The organism is Methylicorpusculum sp., assembly GCF_030651835.1.
GTDB lineage: Bacteria > Pseudomonadota > Gammaproteobacteria > Methylococcales > Methylomonadaceae > Methylicorpusculum.
Map to the genome: position 1 here is coordinate 1 of NZ_JAUSBX010000095.1, position 21267 is coordinate 21267.

Genomic DNA, 21267 nt, shown 5'->3' on the forward strand with positions numbered 1-21267 from the left:
ATTTTATTGGGTGTAGGTGCTTGATTTCAAAGGACGCATGAATACATCCTTGTAGCTCTCTGCAACATCCCTGTTGCAGAAGCCTTTTCAATCAATCACCTACACCTTCTTTTTCAAGCGGGCGAGTAGTTACAAAATTAACTTAATTATGTCGAGCGCGTCATTCCGGCAGGGATTGCCGGAATCCAGGTCACATGGATAGCTCGAAGCTTACCCTCCATGGCACTGAATGCCCTTTTCCAGAAGGGCATGACGGGCTTATGGATTGAGCTGAAATATCTTGCTTATCACGAAAATTAATGATGCAAATGCGCCGAAAGCCATCGTTCGGCAATTTCAACGGCGATTCCCTTGCGTTCCGCATAGTCTTCTAACTGGTCATTTTCAATTTTTCCCACATTGAAATATTGTGATTCCGGATGGGAAAAATACCAGCCACTGACCGCCGATGCCGGATACATGGCAAAACTTTCAGTCAATTCAATCCCGGTCGTGGGCGTCACGTTCAGCAATTTAAACAATTTACTTTTTTCTGTGTGATCAGGGCAAGCAGGGTATCCGGGCGCGGGCCTTATACCCTGATAAGACTCACTGATAAGTGCTTGCGCATCATAAGCTTCATTTTTGGCATAACCCCAATAGTCTTTTCGCACTGCCTGATGCATATATTCTGCAAAAGCTTCAGCAAGTCTATCGGCCAGAGCCTTCAGCATAATGGAACTGTAATCGTCATGATCCTGCTCAAACTCCGCTAACTTTTCCTCTATGCCGATGCCTGTCGTTACGGCGAAGCCGCCGATATAATCAGCTTTATGACTGTCTTCAGGGGCGACGAAGTCTGACAGGCAATAATTGGGATGTCCCGGCGCCTTCAAACCCTGCTGGCGCAAATGATGCAGTGTTTCCAGCTTTTCCTGACGGCTGTCATCTGTGAACAGAACAATATCATCCTCCTGGCTGTTTGCAGGAAAAAAGCCTATCACTGCTCTGGCTTTAAGCCATTTTTCATTAATTATTTTCTTCAACATGCTTTGGGCATCTTCAAATAATTTTCTGGCTTCAACCCCAACCACTTTATCGTCAAATATTTTCGGGTATTTTCCGGCCAGCTCCCATGTCTGGAAAAACGGGGTCCAGTCTATATACCAAACCAGGGTATCCAATGGAAAATTATCGAATACTTTGGTTCCTAAAAAGCTGGGCTTGCAAGGCTCAAAGTCCTTCCACAAGAATTTGTTATTTCTAGCGTCTTCCAATGAATGTTGTTTTCCTTTTGCTTTACGGCCTTTATGACGCTCCCTGACTTCTTTGTATTCTTCTCGGGTTTTCGCGACAAAGGGTGCTTTCAAATCATCACTTAGCAAGTTACTGGCCACACCTACGCTACGGGACGCATCGGTCACGTAAATCACCGGACCGTGATAATTGGGCTCAATTTTCACGGCTGTATGAGCCCGTGATGTGGTTGCTCCGCCTATCAACAGAGGAATATCAAAACCTTGCCGCTCCATTTCTTTGGCCATATGCACCATTTCATCGAGTGATGGCGTGATTAATCCACTCAGACCAATAATATCGACTTTTTCGTCCCGAGCTGTTTGCAGGATTTTTTCGGCCGGTACCATCACCCCTAAGTCGATGACTTTGTAGTTGTTACACTGTAAAACCACGCCGACAATATTTTTACCGATATCATGCACATCGCCTTTAACGGTAGCCATCAGGATAGTGCCGTTCGTTTGCACCTCACCCGACTGCTCTGCCTGCATAAACGGCATCAAAAATGCGACCGATTTTTTCATGACGCGCGCCGACTTAACGACCTGGGGTAAAAACATTTTACCGGCACCGAATAAATCTCCGACTACATTCATGCCGTCCATCAATGGGCCTTCAATGACATGCAAAGGTTTTTCGGCTTGCTGACGCGCTTCTTCAGTGTCTTCATCAATGAAATCAGCAATGCCTTTGACTAATGCGTGCTCCAAACGTTTATTGACAGGCCAGCTTCTCCATTCAAGATCTTCCTTAACTGCCACACTGCCATCGCCACGGTATTTTTCAGCAATTGCCAATAATGTTTCTGTACCTGTTGACGTCCGGTTTAATACGACATCTTCAACCGCATCTCTCAGCTCTCTGGGTATATCTTCATAGATGGCGAGCTGTCCGGCATTGACGATCCCCATATCCATCCCGGCTTTGATTGCATGGTATAAAAATACGGCATGAATAGCTTCTCTTACGGGATTATTGCCTCGAAACGAGAACGATACATTGGATACGCCGCCTGAGATCAAAGCATGAGGCATGGTCCTTTTGATTTCTTGAGTTGCCTGGATAAAATCCATGCCATAGTTGTTATGCTCATCAATACCCGTTGCTATGGCAAAGATATTGGGATCAAATATAATGTCTTCCGCAGGAAAGTTGATTTTTTCAGTCAATAGCGTATAGGCTCTTTGACAGATGTTGATTTTCTTTTCCAGTGTGTCCGCCTGGCCTTCTTCGTCGAAGGCCATAACAACCGCCGCCGCACCATAACGTCGAATGAGCTTTGCATGCTCAAGGAAAACCGCCTCGCCTTCTTTTAGCGAGATTGAATTTACGATGCCTTTGCCTTGAATGCATTTTAATCCGGCTTCCAAAATATCCCATTTTGATGAGTCCAGCATAATCGGTACTTTGGAGATGTCCGGCTCTGCTGCAATAAGCCGTAAGAATCTGACCATCGCATCTTGAGACTCCAACATGCCTTCATCCATGTTGATATCGATAATCTGCGCACCGTTTTCTACCTGTTCCTTGGCGACTTCCAGTGCAGCCTCATAATTTTCTTCTACGATCAGGCGTTTAAACTTTGCCGAGCCGGTGACATTGGTTCTTTCGCCAACATTGACGAACAAGGAGCTGGGGCCAATGTTCATTGGCTCTAATCCGGATAACCGGCATTGCTTTTCAATAGTCGGAATAACTCTCGGACTAAAATTCTGCACACTGTTGGCAATGGCCCGGATATGATCGGGCGTTGTCCCGCAACATCCGCCAATGATATTCAAATAACCACTTGCCGCCCACTCAGCGATATGCACAGCCATATCTTCAGGCGACTCATCATATTCACCGAATTCATTCGGTAGCCCTGCGTTAGGGTGTGCAGAAACATACACATCAGCGATACCGGAAATTTCTTCTATATGCTGGCGTAATTCTTTTGCGCCCAACGCACAGTTAAATCCAAAAGAAATAGGCTCCACATGGCGCAGTGAATTCCAGAATGCTGCAACAGTTTGTCCTGATAGGGTTCTTCCTGATGCATCCGTGATGGTCCCGGAAATCATCACCGGCAATTTATAACCCAGGGTTTCAAAATATTGATCTACCGCAAAAACAGCCGCTTTGGCATTGAGCGTGTCGAATATCGTCTCAATCAGGATAATATCAGCACCACCATCAATCAAACCACGCGTAGCCTCAGTATAGGCTTCAACCAGTTCTTCAAAGGTAACATTGCGATATCCCGGATCGTTCACATCCGGCGACATGGATGCCGTTCTGTTGGTTGGACCTAAAACACCGGCAACAAATCTCGGCTTGTCAGGGGTCTTATGACTTATTTCATCAACTGCCAGTTTGGCTAAGCGTGCTGACTCAATATTAATTTCATAGGCCAAGTCCGACATTTGATAATCCGCCATAGCAATCTTGGTGGAATTAAATGTATTCGTTTCAACGATGTCGGCACCCGCTTCCAGGTAAGCCAAGTGAATTGATTTAATGATTTCCGGCTGCGTCAAAGATAAAAGATCATTATTGCCTTTTAAATCAACCGGCCAATCTGAAAATCTTTCACCTCGATAATCTTTTTCCTCGAGACGATAACTTTGAATCATTGTCCCCATGGCGCCATCCAGAATTAAGATTCGCTTGGATAATAGTTGCTTCAGGACAGCTGTTTTTGTCATTGAGTTGTCAATCATATTCATAATTAATTGTTGCCGGAATGATCAGCAGACTTTAGTATTCGGATCTGTTCGATACAGGAGAATTCATGTCTAAAACTAATATTTTAACCGTCATTAAAAGTGTCTTAGCCGCTGCAATTGGTGTCCAAAGTGATCAAAATAGGAAAAAGGATTTCGAAGAGGGTTCCCTTTCCAGCTATATTATTGCTGGTTTAATATTTACTGTATTGTTTATCTTGGCACTCAGTTTTTTGGTATCCAGAATTATTGGTAGTTAAGCAATTTATATGAAAAAGGAATGTTCAAAAACTACAACTAATCATTTAAAGCTTTAAAACAGCAAAAAAAACCCAAGTAAAACTTGGGTTTTTTTTGCTGTGCCGTCTAATTTACTTTATTCAGATGTTTTAAAGCTATTTTTTATACCTATAAATAATTCTTTCCAGCCACTAAAAATTCCAGCTACTGTAAGTGGCTCTTTCAAGATCAATTTGGTCTTGACTATACCAACACTAATTATGCCTGCCAAAGGGGGTAATACTTCGAAAATCACTGACAATATCATGCCGCCAAAACTTTGCGAACCACCCGTTTTTCTGTCGCCAATGCTGGTCAACTCTCTGTCATAAGTAGGATTAATTTCAACACCTTTCATCCCGTCAATGATCCAGATGTTTAAATTGACAAAAAGTACTTGCACGGTCAAAAACAAAACCGAACAAACAGCAACCCAAAACAAAACGTTGTTTACCTTAGCTCTACTCGCTGATTGGAAAACCCAAAGGGCAACCAACACCATTATAATTCCGCCTATCATTGTTATACCTTCTTGAAAATTTAATTATTATATTTTTGTTAAAAAGAAATAGAGGAAGGTACATTTGAGTACCATGTCAGAACCTTCTTTCTCAATCACTTTACATGTTTCATATTTTTCTCTACCAGGAGTTGATTGTTTTTTAATCATTCCTCCTTCAACACTGTATTTTAAGGGTATTTCGAACGATTTTGTCCGTCCACCAGTGTCTATTGCTTTCGTTTGAAGAACGCCATCTTGCCTAAATTCCCACTGAACATTTAATAGTTTTTTTTCTCCATCCAGTTTTGTTGCTTCTGCAGTTACACTCCAGGCGCCAATAATATCAGATTGATCTTTCAGCATAACATCAGCATTTGCTGCCAGCGCCATTGTCATTGCTGCCAAGCCACAACTTAATTTGTAACATAATTTTTTTATCATCAACCAGTCCTCATCATGATCTAGTTTACCTACGGAATTTGATTATACCACACGGTATAACGAGCACTAATTTAGTAACCCATCATTACATTTTAAAATTAACAGCCTTACTTTTTTCTTGACTTTATTTTTACCTGAAGTATTATAAATGGCTCATTTGCTATGCAAATAGCGCTTTCAATAATTAATAATTACAGGTGGGACACTCATGGGTGCGATCTTAGATCTAACTGAAATGTTAAAAGAGCCAGCTGGCATGGTCGGCGCAATCGTTGTAATTGCTGCGGGTTACTTCCTAGTAAAATGGGTATTTGCCGAACCTAAAGACGAAGACAAATAATAAGTCTAAAAACTGCTCTTTTTCAAAATCTAGGCCGTTGACTAAGATCTGATCTTATCACGGCCTTATTTTTTTCCATCAATTTATACTTTATACTTTATACATTTGCTTAAAGCTTTCAATGTATAAATATATAAGAAATAGAATTAATCATCTATATAGTCAAAAAGCCCCAGCGATTGGCATTGGCCTATACCGCTCTTTATACGGACTTGTCACTCTCCAAGAAATAATATTTCTAATCTACTTTAATCACTTGATATTTGACCCTATACCGTATATAGACGTCGAATACCCAATGATACCTTTCTTCCTTTGCCTTTGGGCAATAAACTCTTTTTTTATATTTATTGGCTATCAGTGCCAAATCACACTAATAATAAACTATATATTTTGGATAGTTTTTGTCCAATTTACGCCTATGCAACGCGACTTTGACGGTGGATTTGACGCGTTTATGATTGGCGCAGGTTTTTTTCTATTGTTTTTACCTACTGAGAAAGCATTTAGTATCGATCAACTTAGAAATAGGTTAACCAACCCTTTTTTTCATCTTTACAAAAAATCAATCAACGAGATACCAGTTCTTTGTTATTACATCCCCATACTTTTTTGCCTTGGCTTTCTTTATTTTGACTCTGCCATACATAAGCTTTTTGCCGAGCACTGGAGAAATGGGCTAGGCGCCTGGCTTCCTTCAACTCAGCCTTATTACATCTCTGTTATTGATTTTTCCTGGCTTTTAAATCAACAATACTTGCAAAAGTTTATTGGTTATTTGATTTTTGCCTTCCAATTCTCATTTGTCTTTTTATTTTTTAATCGCTATTTACAACCCATATATTTATTCATAGGCATTGGCTTACATGCAGGTATCGCATTATCTTTAAATATCTATCCCTTTGGTGTAGGTATGTTAATTTTTTATATTCTTATGATTCCATTTTCTTGGTGGAATTATCTTACGTTAAAGATAGAATTCAATACTCCAAAGTTGATTGTTTTTTATGATAAAAACTGTCCGCTTTGCAATAGAACCGTATTCATACTAAAACATTTTGATATTTTTAATAATCTATTATTTTTAAATGCACAAGACCATGCTCACAATCATTATCAATTAGCAGACTTACCTATTGATATCTTGCTGACTGATCTTTACGCAATTGATAGCCATAATGTATATAAAGGCCTGGATACTTACATCAATATATTATTTAAAATGCGTTATTTATCCCCACTTGGCTTGGCACTTAAAATCCCAGGGATTTACCATTTTGCTAGAATGAAGTACCGCAATATTGCCGATAATCGTCTTCGTAATCCTTGCGACATCCTCTGCCATAAACCTCTACCGATTAGATCTTTTAGTTTTTACAGCCTTATTTTTGAAGCCCCCGATCAATTAGCTCAAAAAATTAATCTTTCTAAACTAACTAAGGCTCTTTTATTAATAGCCATCCTTCAGCTCAATAGCACCATTCATTATGGACTTCTATACAGGCTTAATATCGACCTAAAAAATTCTTCTTTAGGACTTACCCTTCATCAAGCCAGTAACTCGCTGTTAATGCTTTCTCAGACCTTCATTGGCATAATTCCTCACGCCTTATACCTTCACGATCACTTTGCCGGGTACAATCAAATATATGCGATCACCTACCTTGATAAAAATGGAAATGAGCAATGGCTACCCTTTATCAATCAAGAAGGTCGAATTCTGGCGCCTCATTGGGGCAGAGTTCATTCTATGTGGGCAAATATCGCAGTCACCCCTCATGTTGATTTTAAACGGCTAAATAAATTTATCATGAAAATTACCGCTTATTGGGCTCCAAAATTAGGTTTGTCACTCGCGAATGCTACTTTTTACATTAAAACTAAACCAAACATTTCACCTAACTATTGGATTCACGACCTCCGTAAAATCAACTTATCTAATGAGTGGACAACCACAGGAGTTGCGACCTGGAGAGACTTTACTTTCGCTTCTGATCTATCTTCTGACCATGATTAGTGACTTTTTTTATTCAAAATACAAGTTGCATAGCTTTTTTTCTCGTGATATAAAATACCTGTGCTATATGATTAGTACTTTATATAAATAAAATAATTCTATAGAAATTTTGGAGGATAGTATGAAAAAAGTTATATCTCTTTTAGCAATGGCATTAATGATTGTTGGCTTGTCAGGTTGCTTAGACGATCCTGATTCATCAAAACAAAAAGTAGAGCAATCTACAATTAGCCTATAATATTTTCAAAGCCCAACTTATTTTAAATATGTTGGGCTTTTTATCGTCTTTTGGTTAGTTTCTTATTTTATTATTCGCCTAATATTAATCATCTTCGCATTAAAGCTTTTTCCTCATTGCACAACATAAGAAATGTATTATCATTTTCTTATAAAAGATATATTTTCCCTTTATCTTATTTCCTCATATATTTCAGCTTTATTTATCTTCTAAATTAAAATTCTCCGCTATTTGTTACCTTCTTTTTTCTTTATATTAAATTACATCTTATTTATTTTGTTGCCTTATAAAGAAAAATAATTTTTTATTTAACTCTTGCACTTTCTTTGCTGAGATCTATAGAAAGGCTTCCGACTCTTCCCAATGCCATTTCCCTATCCAAAATTACGCTGATAATATTAAACTGTGAATTGCTGATATCACCTTCGACAGCCATACCTTGCATCCTTTGAATGCTAGATATTTCTTATACTATTCACGATGCAGTTAAGTTAAATTTATTGAATCTACCTCAACAGTTCAACCTTAGCCTTTTCTATTTTTGTAATTTTCCAGCGTATCCTAGTCGATAAGCCATAACCCAACAGATGGACTTTTCAGAAGCCAAATGCTTCGATTACTGTACCAGGCTCTCCGGGCTTATCCGACCCCATCACATTTATCTTGTTGCTCCGTTGAGCAATTACTTATTTTTTTCCTTTTCTACAGAAATAACGAAACATTCCTTTATAAAATAATTAGGCAGCTCTATAGGACCATACACAAAAGTTTTCTAAATTTTTTTACTCAAAAAAAAACCCCTGGTTAATTACTTAACCAGGGGTTTAGTTTTCTTAGTTAGATTTAACCTTAACTAAGGTCCAAACATTAAATAAATGTTGGGATTAATGGAGCGTCAACAGTTACTAACTGACGTGTTCCATCTTCATTGAAGAAGAACAACAATCCAGCAAAACGGCTATCTGGATCGTAAATCAAGTCAGCTAAACGGTAAACTTCCCATGCAGCGTCAGATGCAGTAACTTCAACAGTTCTGGTTTCACCTGGAGCTAATGGGCTGTTATCGCTAACAGTCAAGCCTTCTTCTGCCAACAAATCATCTGGATAACCAGTTTCATCTTCAAGAACCGCAGGGTCTAAGAATCTAACACCAGCAGTGTTGAACTCACCTAAACGAACTGAGTCATCACCATTGTTGGTGATTTCCAAAGTCATTTGCATTGAGCGACCTGGAACACGGTAAGTAGCATCAACAACTTTAACAGCAACAGTTGATTGTGGAACTTCCATTGACTTAATACCGCGCAACAAACCTGCTTGTAAAGGTGTTGTTACAGGATACTGTTCGTTAGTAGAACCCATTGAGAATGCAACCAAACCGATAGTACCAGCAGCAAATGCCATGGCTACTTTTTTATCAGTTGCTGAGATCAATGAATCTGCTTTACCAGCTTCTACAGCGATGTGACGTGGAACGAAAATTGGTTTACGTATCCAATAAAGAACCCAAGCCAAACCTAAGGCATACCAGAAAGCGTGCCAGAAGTAGATATTGCTCAGATTATAAGTTTCCAGATCTATAGTTTCGCCAGTTAAAGTAGTGATTGGATTTTTGAAATCACTCATTTTACCAGAGATTGTTACCCATTTACCTGGACCAATAATTGGACCACCACCTTCAACGTTTAACATTGTATGAATGTGCCAATCGCCTGGACGACGTGCTTTCAACAATACTTTAAACTCGTAGGTTTCACCCAGCTCCAAAGAAACTGAACGAGGAACTAATTGACCACCAATCCAAGAACCTGCGCGAATAAATACAGGACCAGGAATACCGATGTTCAAGAATGCGCTTTCTGGTTTATCAACAGTTTCAGGCCAACCTGTAAACACGAAGAATTTTCCAGAAATTGTCATTGTGTCGTTTACAGTGACTTCTTCTTTTGACCAGTTCAGATCATACCAGTGAATAGTACGCATCCGCATAAATGCAGCCTGTGACTTTTCACCATGTGCTGAAGCTGTTGGAGTGTAAAACATCGCTGCGGTTACAGTTACCAGCAGTGCGACAAAGGATAATTTAGCTACCTTGTCTTTTATTATATTCATATATCCTCCTCTATAATAGAGAATCTATAGTTTTTATGAGTATCAAGTATATTAATTACTTGTTCTTATGGATTTATCTAAAACAACTTCTGCAATCAAGAAGATTGTACGAAGTCAGTTTTTCCAAACCATTTGCCGAAGAAGTGCCACAAGAAGTAAATCAAGATGCTCACGAAACCAGAGAAGAACGCAGATACTGGAGCAACGTCTTTACCGAATGTTCTTAAAGTACCTTTTTCGACCATTCTGATATATTCAGGAGTACCAGTTCTAACGTAGTGGTAACCTTGTAAGTCAGCCAGTGTCATCATCATACCGTTGTATTCAACTGGAACGTGCAATGGTGCAATTATTGGCCAGTTACCTGGGTAGAATAATAAACCATAAGCCAAACCGCCTAATACTGCAGTCAATGTCATGCTGTTAGATAACAACAATACAACATCAAGAACTATAGCACCTGGCATTAAGTTTGAAGGGAACACGAAGTTTACTGGGAAATAAGTCCATCCCCAGAAGTTGAAGTATCTGTTGATCCACTCACCCAACAATAAGCCAAGTATGCAGAAAACAGCACCGAATGGAAGACGATATCTCCACCATAAAACAGCTTGAACAGCAGCTGGGAAAGTAATTGAAACGATAGGAGCTACAGTTACCCATAGACGTCTATCTTTCCAATCGGTCCAGAAATCCCAATCTCCGCCAGTCAACATATAGTGAATATGATAACCACCTAATACTACAAAGAATATTGTGAAACAAATTAGCCAATCGAACGTGCGTGATGCTTTTACAGCTTCAGCGCGTGAACGTACAGCTGATTGAGATGCGCTCATTAGCTTACCTCCTAAAGGATTTAAATTATATTTTTTATGTTATCTCTTAATCTGAGCCGCTTTGTATTTTATTACAAAGCGGCCAGGAGATAGTTTTACTTTCTTTGACCGGTATTATGCCAAGTCTTTCTTCAGAAGTTTTGCAATTGCAGCAACTTCTGTGTTTACCACACCTAATACACCAAGAGCAGCCCATCCGAAGAATACGAAGCCATAGTGTAATGGAGCAACAAACAACTCTTCCATAAACCAGAAAGTGTGACCCCACTCATTCAGACCTACGTTTGGTAAGATCATGAATGGACCAACGATAGCTACCATATATTGCATATGGAGACCTTGTTGGTAAGTAGGAAGTCTAGTTTTGGCATATAAGAAGCATGCGCCACCAGTGATGATGTAGATTGGGTAGCTCAAATAGAACTCGATAATGTGACTTGGTGTGAAGTCAGTATCGCGAACGATAGTTTGATGCCATGTTCCATCTTGCTCAGTGAAGTAGCTAGCGCCGAAATAAATGGCGATACCGTACATTACTAACCAAACCCAATGCGTGAAATGTCTTCTTAACTCTTCTCTTGGAGTAATTGACATTACTTTCCGATCACGAGTTTTCCAGATGTAACCCCACAAGATAGACGCGGTCATTACTTCCAAAACCATTTCGATATAAAGAAAGTTCATCCAATATGTTTCGAACTCTGGAGCAAATGAGTCTAAACCAGCTGACCAGCCGTAAACCCCTTCATACCAGCGAACCCAAGCGTAAAACACACAGTAAAGTGCAGCGCCTGCAAACATATTTTTTTTGTTTAAAAGCGGTGCTTCCGCAGCATCAGCCTTAACTGACTCAGTTGTAGCAGCCATTTCTACCTCCTAAAAATTATTGAATCCCCAACGTTAGCTGGGAGTTTTTTAACTTATATCCATATTTTGCTTTGTTAATTCGACTTAATTAAAGCATCTACCAATCCAATTTGGTGCTGAGCAGTTTATCAGCTCAATACACCTTGTCAAGACAAAAATCACTTCAACATTCTAATTACCGAGACTGCATTCCCACTGCTGCGCACTAAAAAACCTATTGAAGACAGGACTTATTCCATTATCTTTTAATAACTTAACGCGCCAAATTCATTTGATTTATCATTTTTGGATGTTTTAGCAAAAATGCACTTAATTACCCCAGCATGCTTAAGTTATTCAAGAGCATTTTGCTTAGATTATTATTCCTCCCTCCTCATCTCATGCAATAGACCATAAAAAATATTCTGCATAATCAGCGCACGAAGAACCTAAAGCATGAATAGCATCCCATTCGAATTTACTTTGGGAATAATGCAGAGCAACCCTTACATCGGTTCTTTTAATCTTAAACATGGATATCTGTCGACTGAGCGTACTGAACTACCGGCAATTCCCAGTTTGAACTTTTAATGTGACGTGGAGGGTAGGCGAAAGTCTTGCGAGGAACGCCGTAAATCCATCCGTGGAAGCTTGATGGCAGCATCCCTGCTGCCGACATCCCCGCAAAGCTTAAGCGTACCTTTTATTATCATCAAACTGGGAATTGCTGACTGATCTACCGAGTGCAGAATTAATTTATTGGCGTAACTACTCGTCCGCATGAAACTGAGGTCGTAGTTGTTTGATTGAAAAGACTTCTGCAAGAGGGGTGTACAGAGCGTTAAAGGGACGCGTTCATGCGTACTTTGAATTAAGCATCTACATCCAACAACAGAGAGAATCGAGCAGATATCTATTTGGTCAGGATTGAAAGCAAGATTGCTGACAAAAGCAATGATGACGAATAAACTTGGATTATTGGTGGGCGGTTTTACGCAAACCCTATTTGATCGCTTTGCATCGAATATAAAACTTTTGGAATAAAGCTTATTAATGCTTCACTCATTAGACCTAATGATTAATCCAACTGAAACTTTGATTTCAGCTGGATTTGATTAATATGTTGTTTTTCTATATCTCATCGATTCCAGACAAACCATAAACTGACCAATTACTTGAATCTGTCAATCCTGATTGATCAGTTTTCTTATCGTAACTTATTCGGCAAACATACCTTTTGATGGAATTTTCCGAGCTAGGCTTACTTACCTCTACTTCTCCATTTATCACATACTGATGATCGCCTATGCTCCAGGCATTTAATGCATTTTCGGAAAAAGACAAAGTAAACTCATCACCCAGTTCCTTTTTAATGTAATTATTGCACTGAGCAAAAGCCATATCAGTATACTCATTGGAGACGTTCTCCATATCCGCCTTATCATCCGTATCAACTAAAAAAAGATCGGATCCGACCACCTTATAAACAAAGGGCAAGACAACCTCTCGTTGAAACAGGATAAGACCCAAAAGGCCAAAGCCAAGAATAAATATAGAATATTTTTTTGTCATATGATTATTGCAACCAACTGTGTTAATTTAAGGTTTATTTGATTCTATCAGAAAAGCTGAGCTCTCAAAGTTTGATCATCAAATTTAAACATACTTTACTTGCCATGTGAGTCTCTGTTAATAAATGGAGCACCTCCACTCATTATTGTTTACTTTCGTTTGACCGCATCAAGAATGTAAAACAGATTCTATACAAATGCCGTTAGATCCGCTTAAATTATAAAGTCGATGACCAAAAGCTTAGATACAACTCAATTTCCTTGATTTATTTCATAAACGGCATTAAGTAGCAATTAACCTATAAAAAAGCACCCACTTCTTACGCCCTGAATTCGTTTTATGAGGATTACGTCATGCTTGTATTGCTGAAAAGAATTCCATCTGATACCAGTAAATATGAGATTTCTTCTTTTTTTGGATCCGCATTAAAAGGAGGGATTTTTGCCCAGCGAGGATACATTCATGATATAAAAATCATGATGATAAAGAAGAATCATAAAAATACTGCTTTTGAATTTTACGGACTGGTTAGAGTAGAACCCGAACCAGTTGGCCAACGCGCAATCAAGCAGCTTAACGGCAAACAGATAAACGGTAAAAATATTGCGGTAAGAGAGTTTTACTCAAGAAATTGGCATAACGACCCAAGATTAAAACGCAACCACATCAATCTTCCTTTTCAAGACCGGAGGAAATACGAACGGAGAAAACATAAATTTATTATTGTTGAGGAATCTACTAAAAATACTCACAATAATTGGGACAATATAACTAATCGTCTTTTTTAGGAATGGTGCGGGCGACCCAATAAAGAAGACAGCAATGGAGTCAACTTAGTCATCTGCCTCTCCTTGCCGAGACGATTGGCAAAAATGATGCACTTCAGAGCTTGCAGCGACTCATCAAAGACATCATTTACAATTAAATAGTCAAACTCTTCGTAATGACTTATTTCAGTCACGGAATCATCCATTCTTCTCGCAATTGTAGACTCACTGTCTTGCCCTCTATTTCTAAGCCTCTGTTCCAAAATCTGTATGGAGGGCGGCAGAATAAAAATAGAAATAACCCCCGAGCATTTTTGACGGATTTGCTGAGCGCCTTGCCAATCTATCTCAAGAATGACATCAATATTTTGATGCAAAAGCTCGTCGACAGTTTGTAGCGCCGTCCCATAAAAATGATCAAAAACCTTGGCATACTCTAAAAAAGCATCTTGCTTAATTTCTTTTTGAAAATCATCCATTGAGACAAAATAATAATCCTCGCCATCAACCTCACCAGGCCGCATGGAACGCGTAGTATGCGACACAGAAACAGATAAACGCTCCACGTCTTTTACTAGACGCCTGACCAAGCTTGTTTTTCCAGCCCCAGATGGGGCCGAAATGATATAAAGTTTTCCGTTTTCCATAAACCTATCTGTAGAAACTTATACTATTATCGCTAAATGAATATACTCAACCCAGTATCATTACCAACGATTCAATTTACCCGTCTTAAACTATTAAACAATCAGCTCCATTTCAAGTTAGAGAAAAAAGCCCTTTATAGTCAACAGAAACAGGCCTGCTTACTCTATATTCTGGACCTGCTCGCGCATTTGCTCTATCAAGACTTTTAATTCAATTGAAATATTGGTGATCTCTTTATCTCCCGATTTGGAACCCAGCGTATTGGCTTCCCGATTCATTTCCTGCATCAAAAAATCAAGCCGACGTCCTACCGGCTCCGATTGATCAAGCACACGCAACACTTCAGTCACATGGGTTTCAAGCCGATCCAGCTCTTCTTCAACATCAAGTTTTTGAGTTACAAAAATAAATTCTTGCTCAAACCTTTCAAAATCAGGCTCCGCAACCAGCTCCGCAATTCTTTTATTTATTTTTTCGCGCAAATTAAGCAGCACCTGAGGCATACGCTGATGTACTGCTGAAATCAATTCTTTGACCCTTGAACATCGCTCCTCAATCATCAAGCTTAACTGCGCGCCCTCTCTCTCCCGAACCGTCAATAATTCCACTAAAGCCCTATGGACCAATTCAGAAATTTCGGTTTTAAGCTGATTAACATCCGCTTCAGATTCTTGTTGAATACCGGGAAAGGCTAGCACTTCCAAAGCAGAAAAAGGCCGGGCTGATTGCAGCTTGCCTTCAATTTTTGACGTTACCGACAAAAGCGCTTCCACTGCCTGCATATCAATATTAAGATCTTGTATGGAATGCGTCTGCTTTTTACAATTTAATGCGCATTCGACTTTACCTCTTTTGACCCCGGTTGAAAGGACTCCGCGTAAATCCGTTTCCAATGATCGCAATCGCTCAGGCAACTTGAACGACATTTCACAATAGCGGTGATTCACCGATCGCAATTCGCAACTGATAATTAGATTATTGACCTCTACCTCACAACCTGCAAATGCCGTCATACTTCTGATCATTTTCCACCTATAATTGCCGGGACTTTGTAAGGATTTTCTTCATGACTGATTTTTACGATCCTTCCACCTACCCCAAACAGTGGAACTATCTCCAATCCGGCACCATTATAGACGACTATATAATAGAGCGGGAACTTGCGCATGGTGGATTTAGCTCAGTCTATCTTGCACGGCAACGAATTGATCAGATTCAGGTAGCCATTAAGGAGTATTTACCAAGAAAACTGGCACACCGCACTTGGAATAACCATGTTGTGGCTCATAGCGAAGAAAACAGGGATTTATTCATGCGAGGACGATCGCTATTCTTTGAAGAAGCGAAAGCGCTTGCCACATTGAAACATCCCAACATTGTTGATGTAATCAATTTCTTTCAAGAAAACTCAACCGTTTATATGGTAATGACTTACGACTATGGCTTCTCGTTAGATAAAATTTTAAAAGACCGACTGATCACAATAACCCACGCCTTTCTTGTAAAAGTTTTTACAGCTCTGCTATCCGGAATCGGCTTTATTCATGAGCAACAACTTCTTCATCTGGATATCAAGCCCGCAAACATCCTTATTCGGCCCGAAAATGATCCACTTTTATTGGATTTTGGCGCCATCCAAAGCTTTCCGAATACTATAAAAAATAAAAACAGTAAAATTCTGACAAAAGGCTTTTCACCAATCGAACAATATAATACCACCAGCCAATTGGGACCCTGGACAGATATCTATGCGATAGGGGCAAGCATTCGTGCCTGCCTTGATCTTAAGGCCTCGCCGCCAGCCCCTGAAAGAAATAAAAAAGATACGCTATCACCGGCGGTTAAAGCGCATAAAAAAAAATTTCCAACGCCATTTCTCGAAGCCATCGACTGGGCAATGGAAATTCAACCCAAAGATCGCCCGCAGTCTATCAATGAGTTCTTAAATGCATTTAATGCATAACATGGGTATTTGCCGTAAAACAGCGGTAACGACGATTGCTCCACCTAACTCAACAATTTCCTGCTGCTTTCATTCAATCGTATACGACGAATATACCCCCTAAAACCGGGCCGTTATTTATCCTGTTTCAGGTATACTGTGAAAATTTTTATTTAAAGAGCGACACTATGAGACCCAGCGGAAGAAACCCGGATCAACTGAGAGAGATTAAATTTACCTGTGGATTTACACGACATGCAGAAGGCTCTGTTCTGGTTGAATTTGGTGACACGCGAGTCTTGTGTACCGCTAGCGTTGACAAGTTTGTCCCCCGCTTTATAAAAGGCAAAGGTGAAGGTTGGATAACTGCTGAATACGGCATGTTACCTCGGTCTACTCATGAACGCATGGGCAGGGAAGCCAGTCGCGGCAAACAAGGTGGGCGCACAATGGAAATTCAACGTTTGATTGGCCGTTCGTTACGTGCGGCAATTGATCTGAAAGCATTGGGCGAACATACCATCACGATTGATTGTGATGTTTTGCAAGCCGACGGGGGCACTCGCACAGCATCGATTACCGGGGGCTTTGTAGCCTTGTCATTGGCGATCAACCAAATGATGGCGAAAAAACTTATCAAGTCCAACCCTATCCATGGACAAATTGCCTCTGTATCGGTTGGCATTTACCAAGGCATACCAGTATTGGATCTGGATTATGCTGAAGATAGCCAAGCCGAAACCGATATGAATGTCGTAATGAACGATGCATCGGCGTTTATCGAAGTTCAGGGCACCGCCGAAGGCCATGCTTTCCGTAAGGATGAAATGGATGCCATGCTGGAATTAGCCAACAAGGGTATTAATCAATTACTAGAAAAACAACGTGCCGCGATAGAAACCTATAAATGATCATAAGCCCAACTCAACCGATTGTTTTAGCCAGCAGTAATCCCGGAAAAATCCGAGAAATACAGGCGATACTTGACGGCCATCCCATTCTGCCTCAATCCCAGTTCAAGGTCGTTGAGGCGGAGGAAACCGGATGCACTTTCATTGAAAATGCCATAATAAAAGCCCGTAACGCTGCAAACTATGCTCAACTTCCCGCCATTGCCGATGACTCGGGATTAGTCGTCGATTCATTGGACGGCGCACCCGGGGTCATATCAGCCCGCTATGCAGGAGTCGGTGCCAGCGATCAAGACAACCTGAACAAATTATTATCTGAGCTGGAAGGTATTCCAGAAAACAGGCGTACTGCCAGATTTATATGTGTTATGGTTTTCATGAAGCACGCAATGGACCCCTGCCCGGTCATTGCACAGGGCGTTTGGGAAGGACTGATCATGACACAGCCGCAAGGTGAAAATGGGTTTGGTTATGACCCTGTTTTCTGGGTTCCGGAATTTACTTGTGCCTCAGCGCAATTGTCTCCCGAACTAAAAAACAGCGTCAGCCATAGAGGACAAGCCTTACGGGCATTAATAGTCGCACTTGGCTCTTCAAAAACCGGTTAACCCTGACACACAATCAGCCGCAAGACGGCTTTCAACTTGATCATAACCGCTATGCCGTCTTTACTCGATATTGCCGCCCAATTTCAAGCTTCAGCACAGATTGTTGGCATCAGTCCTCTGGGTGAAGGCCTGATTAATGACACTTATCTGGTCACCACTTCAACCGGCGGATTTGTGTTACAAAGAATCAATCCTGTGGTTTTTCCTGAGCCCCAGCTGGTTATTCGTAACATGGCAGTACTCAATCGTCATATTGCCGAAACTGAGCAAAATACGCTTAAACTGCAAATTCCAAACATCATTCAAACGCAGTCAGGAGAAGACTGTGTATCTGATCAAACAGGCGATATCTGGCGTGCAATAACTTATATTCCAAACACGATCAGCCTCGAGACGCTGGAAAACCAGGAACAGGCGAGGCAAACCGGGTTTGCACTGGGTCATTTTCATCGCTTGCTAAATAGTCTGGATCCAGAAGACCTTTACGACACGCTGCCCGGCTTTCATATTGCGCCGGAATACCTGTCCCGCTTCCATCAAGTACTCAGCCAAACCACCACGCCACATGACGCCAACGACAGCCGCTTTTGCCTTGATTTTATTGATCAATATGAAGCACTTACGATTCTTTTGGAAAAGGCAAAACAGCAAGGGGTATTAAAATTACAGGCCATTCATGGCGACCCGAAATTTAATAACTTTTTGTTTGACAAGGACACCCGAGAAATCGCGAGCCTGATCGATTTGGATACCGTTAAACCGGGTTTATTACATTACGACATCGGCGATTGCGTTCGATCACTTTGCCAATCGCCGATCGGTCAATTTAACCTCGAAATTTGTGATGCGTTATTGACCGGTTATCTGGAGGAGACAAGATCCTTTTTGACCGAAGATGATTACGCCTATCTCTATCCAGCCATTCAACTGATTCCATTCGAATTGGGGCTGCGTTTTTTCACTGATTTCCTGGAAGGCAATCGGTATTTTAAGGTAACTACACAAGATCAAAACCGCAGCAGGGCCATTGCGCAATTTCAACTTTGCGAAAGCATAAGCAAACAGGAATCAGCAATCAAACGCTTGATTGATCGCCTGCACCGGCAATTTCCTGCTTAAACTTTAACGTGGCATTGAGGAGTGGCGTGAGCCTTTTGATGTTTACCGTTATGATGGCTTTTTAGCAACACACCTTAGCGTATATCCTTTTTACTGCAATCGGGTAACTATTAAAGTGAGTCTTTAGCTTGTCCGTTGAAATACTCAACTAGAACCGGATGGAATTTGTCTATTTGTTCAAAGCTGAGAGCCGCTTCGGGTAATACATAATCAGCATAACTCAACAAGTGAGCGGGCTTTAAATACCCGACGATTCTTTCAAGCTCACTCAACCGCACCCCCATCCTCAATAAATGAATAATGCAGGTATGCCTTAAGCAAAGAGGACTTATCTCTTCAGGACTGGCTACACCCGAATCAATTGCCGTCAATGTAAGCCATGCGGAGAGGTCAGCCAGGGAAAAAGCCTTACCGGAATACCAAACCGGAAACAGACCGGATTTCTCAAAAAAAACAGACAAACCAGGGGGCAGTTCAATCCGGCGAGCCGAGGTCCCATTAATATTGATTGCTTGTGTATGTTTATTAAAGTCTTTGGGGGTCAAATGAGCTACTTCCGTTAGAGATAATCCGCATAACATCAGGCTGATCAACTGTTTACTCATGCTATTCGCGCTAGACAAAAGACTACGCAACTCATTTTGAGACAATTCTCTGATCACCGGAGCAGGCTGCACCTTTTCATTTTCCGGGAGTTGTGCTTTTGGTTGCTGATACTCTTGCGACACGCCCTGCAAAGGCTCACTTCTCTTTTTATGAGGCCGCTTACGGTTGAATATGGCTAATTCGGAATGACTTGACGGCTGTCGGTTTAAAAGCCCATTCATCCAGACACTGATCAACCCAAATAACAACGAGCCGGACAGCGCAAGCCAAGCATCATAAATATAGTTTGGCCGGATGGGCTCCCTGGGCTGAAGCGCACGCGCGACAACATTCATCAAAGGGTATCTTTCAAGCTGTTGCGTTTCGATGCGCACCAACTGTTCCTGATGCTCGCGGTAAGTTTTTTCCAGGTCCTCGACAGCACGATGCAACGTCTCACTTTGCATAAGAACATTTGTGTAATGATCAACCAGCTCCTTTTGCTCTGCCAATTGTTTTCGCAAGGTAAGTGAGGTCTGCCTGGCGCTAAAATAACGGCGTTCTGCATTGGAACGAACCATTTTTATACTGAGAAGACGCTGATCATCAATTTCATTTTCCAGTTTTTTAATTTCTTCCGGAATCATTTTTAACGACGGTTGTATCGCTATTTTTGACCGGTAATTATCCTGTCCAAAATCATTCAGTTTATCTTTTAAATTTTGTAACCGTTGCTGAAGGTTAATGATTGCAGGGTTATCCTGCGGGGGAAGGATGACTTCGCCATTCGCTATCGCGTTGTTAATTGCATCCAGTTGGGCTTTCGCTCTAATCTCCTCCTCACTGGCATTACTGTAAGAAGAAATTAAACCTCTGATACGCGCTTTCGTTTCATTTTGTTCTGATTCTGCCGATTTAATCGCATAATCTCTTTCAAATTTATCCCTTGAGATACGAGCCGCTTCTATTTTATTTTCCAAATCAGCCAGAGTTGCTTTGATTTGCTCAGCGAGATCATTTTTACTTTTTGAAGAATCTGCAACACGCGCATCCAAATAAACATCTATCCACGTATTAATCAGCAACGGCAGCAATTTAGCATCTTCACCTTCCGCTCGAATTTCCATTAGGTGGGCCTCTGGAACGGGTTCCAGTATCAGCATTCTTCGCAGTTGAGTTACATCCATAAGTATGCCGGGCCGCGAGATTTCTAATCGTCTTAATGTTTCTTCAAGAAGATCTTGCGACAATAATACTTGCTGCTGAATAATGAAATGCTGAACTTGTTGCGGATCGGTGGCTTGATCAAATCCAGCCACCGCTGAATAGAGAAGTTTGGCGCTGCTTTGATAGATTGCCGGCTGGCTGAAAGTATAAGTCAAACTCAACAAGGCAGAAATGCCAAACGCCAAGCCAAAAACGACGACTTTTTGAGGGGACAAAAAGGCCCGATAACCAGCGTCTGATGAATGGTTTTGTAGTAAATCTTTCATTCTGCTAAGAATATACTTCCGTAAT

18 protein-coding genes are annotated in these 21267 nt (G+C 40.8%); 8 read left to right on the plus strand and 10 right to left on the minus strand.

Going from position 1 to position 21267, the window contains the following annotated elements; genetic code table 11:
* Nucleotides 1–296 precede the first annotated feature (296 nt).
* On the minus strand, nucleotides 297–3965 hold the full coding sequence (gene metH, locus Q7V32_RS12795; RefSeq protein ID WP_304897373.1) for a methionine synthase: 3669 nt from the start codon (nucleotides 3963–3965) through the stop codon (nucleotides 297–299).
* 86 nt (nucleotides 3966–4051) lie between these two features.
* Between metH and Q7V32_RS12800 the strand changes: the two genes are divergently transcribed.
* Nucleotides 4052–4243 (plus strand): DUF2970 domain-containing protein, encoded by a 192-nt coding sequence (locus tag Q7V32_RS12800; protein ID WP_304897374.1) that lies wholly within the window; start codon nucleotides 4052–4054, stop codon nucleotides 4241–4243.
* 116 nt (nucleotides 4244–4359) lie between these two features.
* On the opposite strand, the gene Q7V32_RS12805 is transcribed toward Q7V32_RS12800, so the two are convergent.
* Both Q7V32_RS12805 and Q7V32_RS12810 read right to left on the minus strand, forming a co-directional pair.
* Complete coding sequence (locus tag Q7V32_RS12805; RefSeq protein WP_304897375.1) at nucleotides 4360–4782, minus strand: hypothetical protein; 423 nt, start codon at nucleotides 4780–4782, stop codon at nucleotides 4360–4362.
* Nucleotides 4783–4809: 27 nt separating this feature from the next.
* On the minus strand, nucleotides 4810–5205 hold the full coding sequence (locus Q7V32_RS12810; protein WP_304897376.1) for a hypothetical protein: 396 nt from the start codon (nucleotides 5203–5205) through the stop codon (nucleotides 4810–4812).
* Nucleotides 5206–5413: 208 nt separating this feature from the next.
* Between Q7V32_RS12810 and Q7V32_RS12815 the strand changes: the two genes are divergently transcribed.
* On the plus strand, nucleotides 5414–5545 hold the full coding sequence (locus Q7V32_RS12815) for a hypothetical protein (RefSeq protein WP_269144313.1): 132 nt from the start codon (nucleotides 5414–5416) through the stop codon (nucleotides 5543–5545).
* A gap of 421 nt (nucleotides 5546–5966) precedes the next feature.
* A complete protein-coding gene (locus Q7V32_RS12820; protein WP_304897377.1) occupies nucleotides 5967–7562 on the plus strand; it encodes a DCC1-like thiol-disulfide oxidoreductase family protein in 1596 nt (531 codons plus the stop codon).
* Nucleotides 7563–8667: 1105 nt separating this feature from the next.
* On the opposite strand, the gene amoB is transcribed toward Q7V32_RS12820, so the two are convergent.
* The 4 genes from amoB to Q7V32_RS12840 all read right to left on the minus strand — a co-directional run bounded on the left by amoB (nucleotide 8668) and on the right by Q7V32_RS12840 (nucleotide 13169).
* On the minus strand, nucleotides 8668–9912 hold the full coding sequence (gene amoB / locus Q7V32_RS12825; protein ID WP_304897378.1) for a bacterial ammonia monooxygenase, subunit AmoB: 1245 nt from the start codon (nucleotides 9910–9912) through the stop codon (nucleotides 8668–8670).
* Between the two features lie 95 nt (nucleotides 9913–10007).
* A complete protein-coding gene (gene amoA, locus Q7V32_RS12830; protein WP_304897379.1) occupies nucleotides 10008–10751 on the minus strand; it encodes a bacterial ammonia monooxygenase, subunit AmoA in 744 nt (247 codons plus the stop codon).
* Nucleotides 10752–10865: 114 nt separating this feature from the next.
* Nucleotides 10866–11618, minus strand: a complete 753-nt coding sequence (amoC, locus tag Q7V32_RS12835; RefSeq protein ID WP_304897380.1) for a bacterial ammonia monooxygenase, subunit AmoC — start codon at nucleotides 11616–11618, stop codon at nucleotides 10866–10868.
* Nucleotides 11619–12728: 1110 nt separating this feature from the next.
* Nucleotides 12729–13169 carry a hypothetical protein gene (locus tag Q7V32_RS12840; RefSeq protein WP_304897381.1) on the minus strand — a complete coding sequence of 147 codons (441 nt, stop codon included), beginning with the start codon at nucleotides 13167–13169 and terminating at the stop codon, nucleotides 12729–12731.
* A 353-nt stretch (nucleotides 13170–13522) separates the two neighbouring features.
* Between Q7V32_RS12840 and Q7V32_RS12845 the strand changes: the two genes are divergently transcribed.
* Nucleotides 13523–13957, plus strand: a complete 435-nt coding sequence (locus Q7V32_RS12845; RefSeq protein ID WP_304897382.1) for a hypothetical protein — start codon at nucleotides 13523–13525, stop codon at nucleotides 13955–13957.
* Here the strand turns inward: Q7V32_RS12845 and gmk are convergent.
* Both gmk and Q7V32_RS12855 read right to left on the minus strand, forming a co-directional pair.
* Nucleotides 13954–14583: a guanylate kinase gene (gmk, locus tag Q7V32_RS12850; RefSeq protein ID WP_304897383.1), complete on the minus strand. Its 630-nt coding sequence runs from the start codon at nucleotides 14581–14583 to the stop codon at nucleotides 13954–13956. The two genes, Q7V32_RS12845 and gmk, sit on opposite strands and share 4 nt — an antisense overlap.
* Nucleotides 14584–14742: 159 nt before the next feature.
* Nucleotides 14743–15597, minus strand: a complete 855-nt coding sequence (locus tag Q7V32_RS12855; RefSeq protein WP_304897384.1) for a YicC/YloC family endoribonuclease — start codon at nucleotides 15595–15597, stop codon at nucleotides 14743–14745.
* A gap of 53 nt (nucleotides 15598–15650) precedes the next feature.
* Here Q7V32_RS12855 and Q7V32_RS12860 point away from each other — a divergent pair, with 53 nt between their 5' ends.
* The 4 genes from Q7V32_RS12860 to Q7V32_RS12875 all read left to right on the plus strand — a co-directional run bounded on the left by Q7V32_RS12860 (nucleotide 15651) and on the right by Q7V32_RS12875 (nucleotide 19164).
* Nucleotides 15651–16547, plus strand: a complete 897-nt coding sequence (locus Q7V32_RS12860; RefSeq protein WP_304897385.1) for a serine/threonine-protein kinase — start codon at nucleotides 15651–15653, stop codon at nucleotides 16545–16547.
* Between the two features lie 167 nt (nucleotides 16548–16714).
* A complete protein-coding gene (rph, locus tag Q7V32_RS12865; RefSeq protein ID WP_304897386.1) occupies nucleotides 16715–17437 on the plus strand; it encodes a ribonuclease PH in 723 nt (240 codons plus the stop codon).
* On the plus strand, nucleotides 17434–18045 hold the full coding sequence (gene rdgB, locus Q7V32_RS12870; RefSeq protein ID WP_304897387.1) for an RdgB/HAM1 family non-canonical purine NTP pyrophosphatase: 612 nt from the start codon (nucleotides 17434–17436) through the stop codon (nucleotides 18043–18045). Before rph ends, rdgB begins: the two co-directional genes overlap by 4 nt.
* A gap of 51 nt (nucleotides 18046–18096) precedes the next feature.
* Nucleotides 18097–19164, plus strand: coding sequence for a phosphotransferase enzyme family protein (locus tag Q7V32_RS12875; RefSeq protein WP_304897388.1), 1068 nt, complete (start codon nucleotides 18097–18099; stop codon nucleotides 19162–19164).
* 110 nt (nucleotides 19165–19274) lie between these two features.
* Here the strand turns inward: Q7V32_RS12875 and Q7V32_RS12880 are convergent, their stop codons facing one another.
* Entirely contained in the window at nucleotides 19275–21242 is a 1968-nt protein-coding gene (locus Q7V32_RS12880) for a GumC family protein (RefSeq protein ID WP_304897389.1), read from the minus strand.
* Between the last annotated feature and the right edge of the window lie 25 nt (nucleotides 21243–21267).

Coding starts and splice junctions, on each gene's coding strand:
- Q7V32_RS12860 (WP_304897385.1), top strand. CDS start 15,651: ATGACTGATTTTTACGATCCTTCCACCTACCCCAAACAGTGGAACTAT.
- amoC (WP_304897380.1), bottom strand. CDS start 11,618: ATGGCTGCTACAACTGAGTCAGTTAAGGCTGATGCTGCGGAAGCACCG.
- Q7V32_RS12810 (WP_304897376.1), bottom strand. CDS start 5,205: ATGATAAAAAAATTATGTTACAAATTAAGTTGTGGCTTGGCAGCAATG.
- Q7V32_RS12815 (WP_269144313.1), top strand. CDS start 5,414: ATGGGTGCGATCTTAGATCTAACTGAAATGTTAAAAGAGCCAGCTGGC.
- Q7V32_RS12800 (WP_304897374.1), top strand. CDS start 4,052: ATGTCTAAAACTAATATTTTAACCGTCATTAAAAGTGTCTTAGCCGCT.
- Q7V32_RS12845 (WP_304897382.1), top strand. CDS start 13,523: ATGCTTGTATTGCTGAAAAGAATTCCATCTGATACCAGTAAATATGAG.
- Q7V32_RS12820 (WP_304897377.1), top strand. CDS start 5,967: ATGCAACGCGACTTTGACGGTGGATTTGACGCGTTTATGATTGGCGCA.
- Q7V32_RS12855 (WP_304897384.1), bottom strand. CDS start 15,597: ATGACGGCATTTGCAGGTTGTGAGGTAGAGGTCAATAATCTAATTATC.
- metH (WP_304897373.1), bottom strand. CDS start 3,965: ATGACAAAAACAGCTGTCCTGAAGCAACTATTATCCAAGCGAATCTTA.
- Q7V32_RS12840 (WP_304897381.1), bottom strand. CDS start 13,169: ATGACAAAAAAATATTCTATATTTATTCTTGGCTTTGGCCTTTTGGGT.
- amoB (WP_304897378.1), bottom strand. CDS start 9,912: ATGAATATAATAAAAGACAAGGTAGCTAAATTATCCTTTGTCGCACTG.
- rdgB (WP_304897387.1), top strand. CDS start 17,434: ATGATCATAAGCCCAACTCAACCGATTGTTTTAGCCAGCAGTAATCCC.
- amoA (WP_304897379.1), bottom strand. CDS start 10,751: ATGAGCGCATCTCAATCAGCTGTACGTTCACGCGCTGAAGCTGTAAAA.
- rph (WP_304897386.1), top strand. CDS start 16,715: ATGAGACCCAGCGGAAGAAACCCGGATCAACTGAGAGAGATTAAATTT.
- Q7V32_RS12875 (WP_304897388.1), top strand. CDS start 18,097: ATGCCGTCTTTACTCGATATTGCCGCCCAATTTCAAGCTTCAGCACAG.
- Q7V32_RS12880 (WP_304897389.1), bottom strand. CDS start 21,242: ATGAAAGATTTACTACAAAACCATTCATCAGACGCTGGTTATCGGGCC.
- Q7V32_RS12805 (WP_304897375.1), bottom strand. CDS start 4,782: ATGATAGGCGGAATTATAATGGTGTTGGTTGCCCTTTGGGTTTTCCAA.
- gmk (WP_304897383.1), bottom strand. CDS start 14,583: ATGGAAAACGGAAAACTTTATATCATTTCGGCCCCATCTGGGGCTGGA.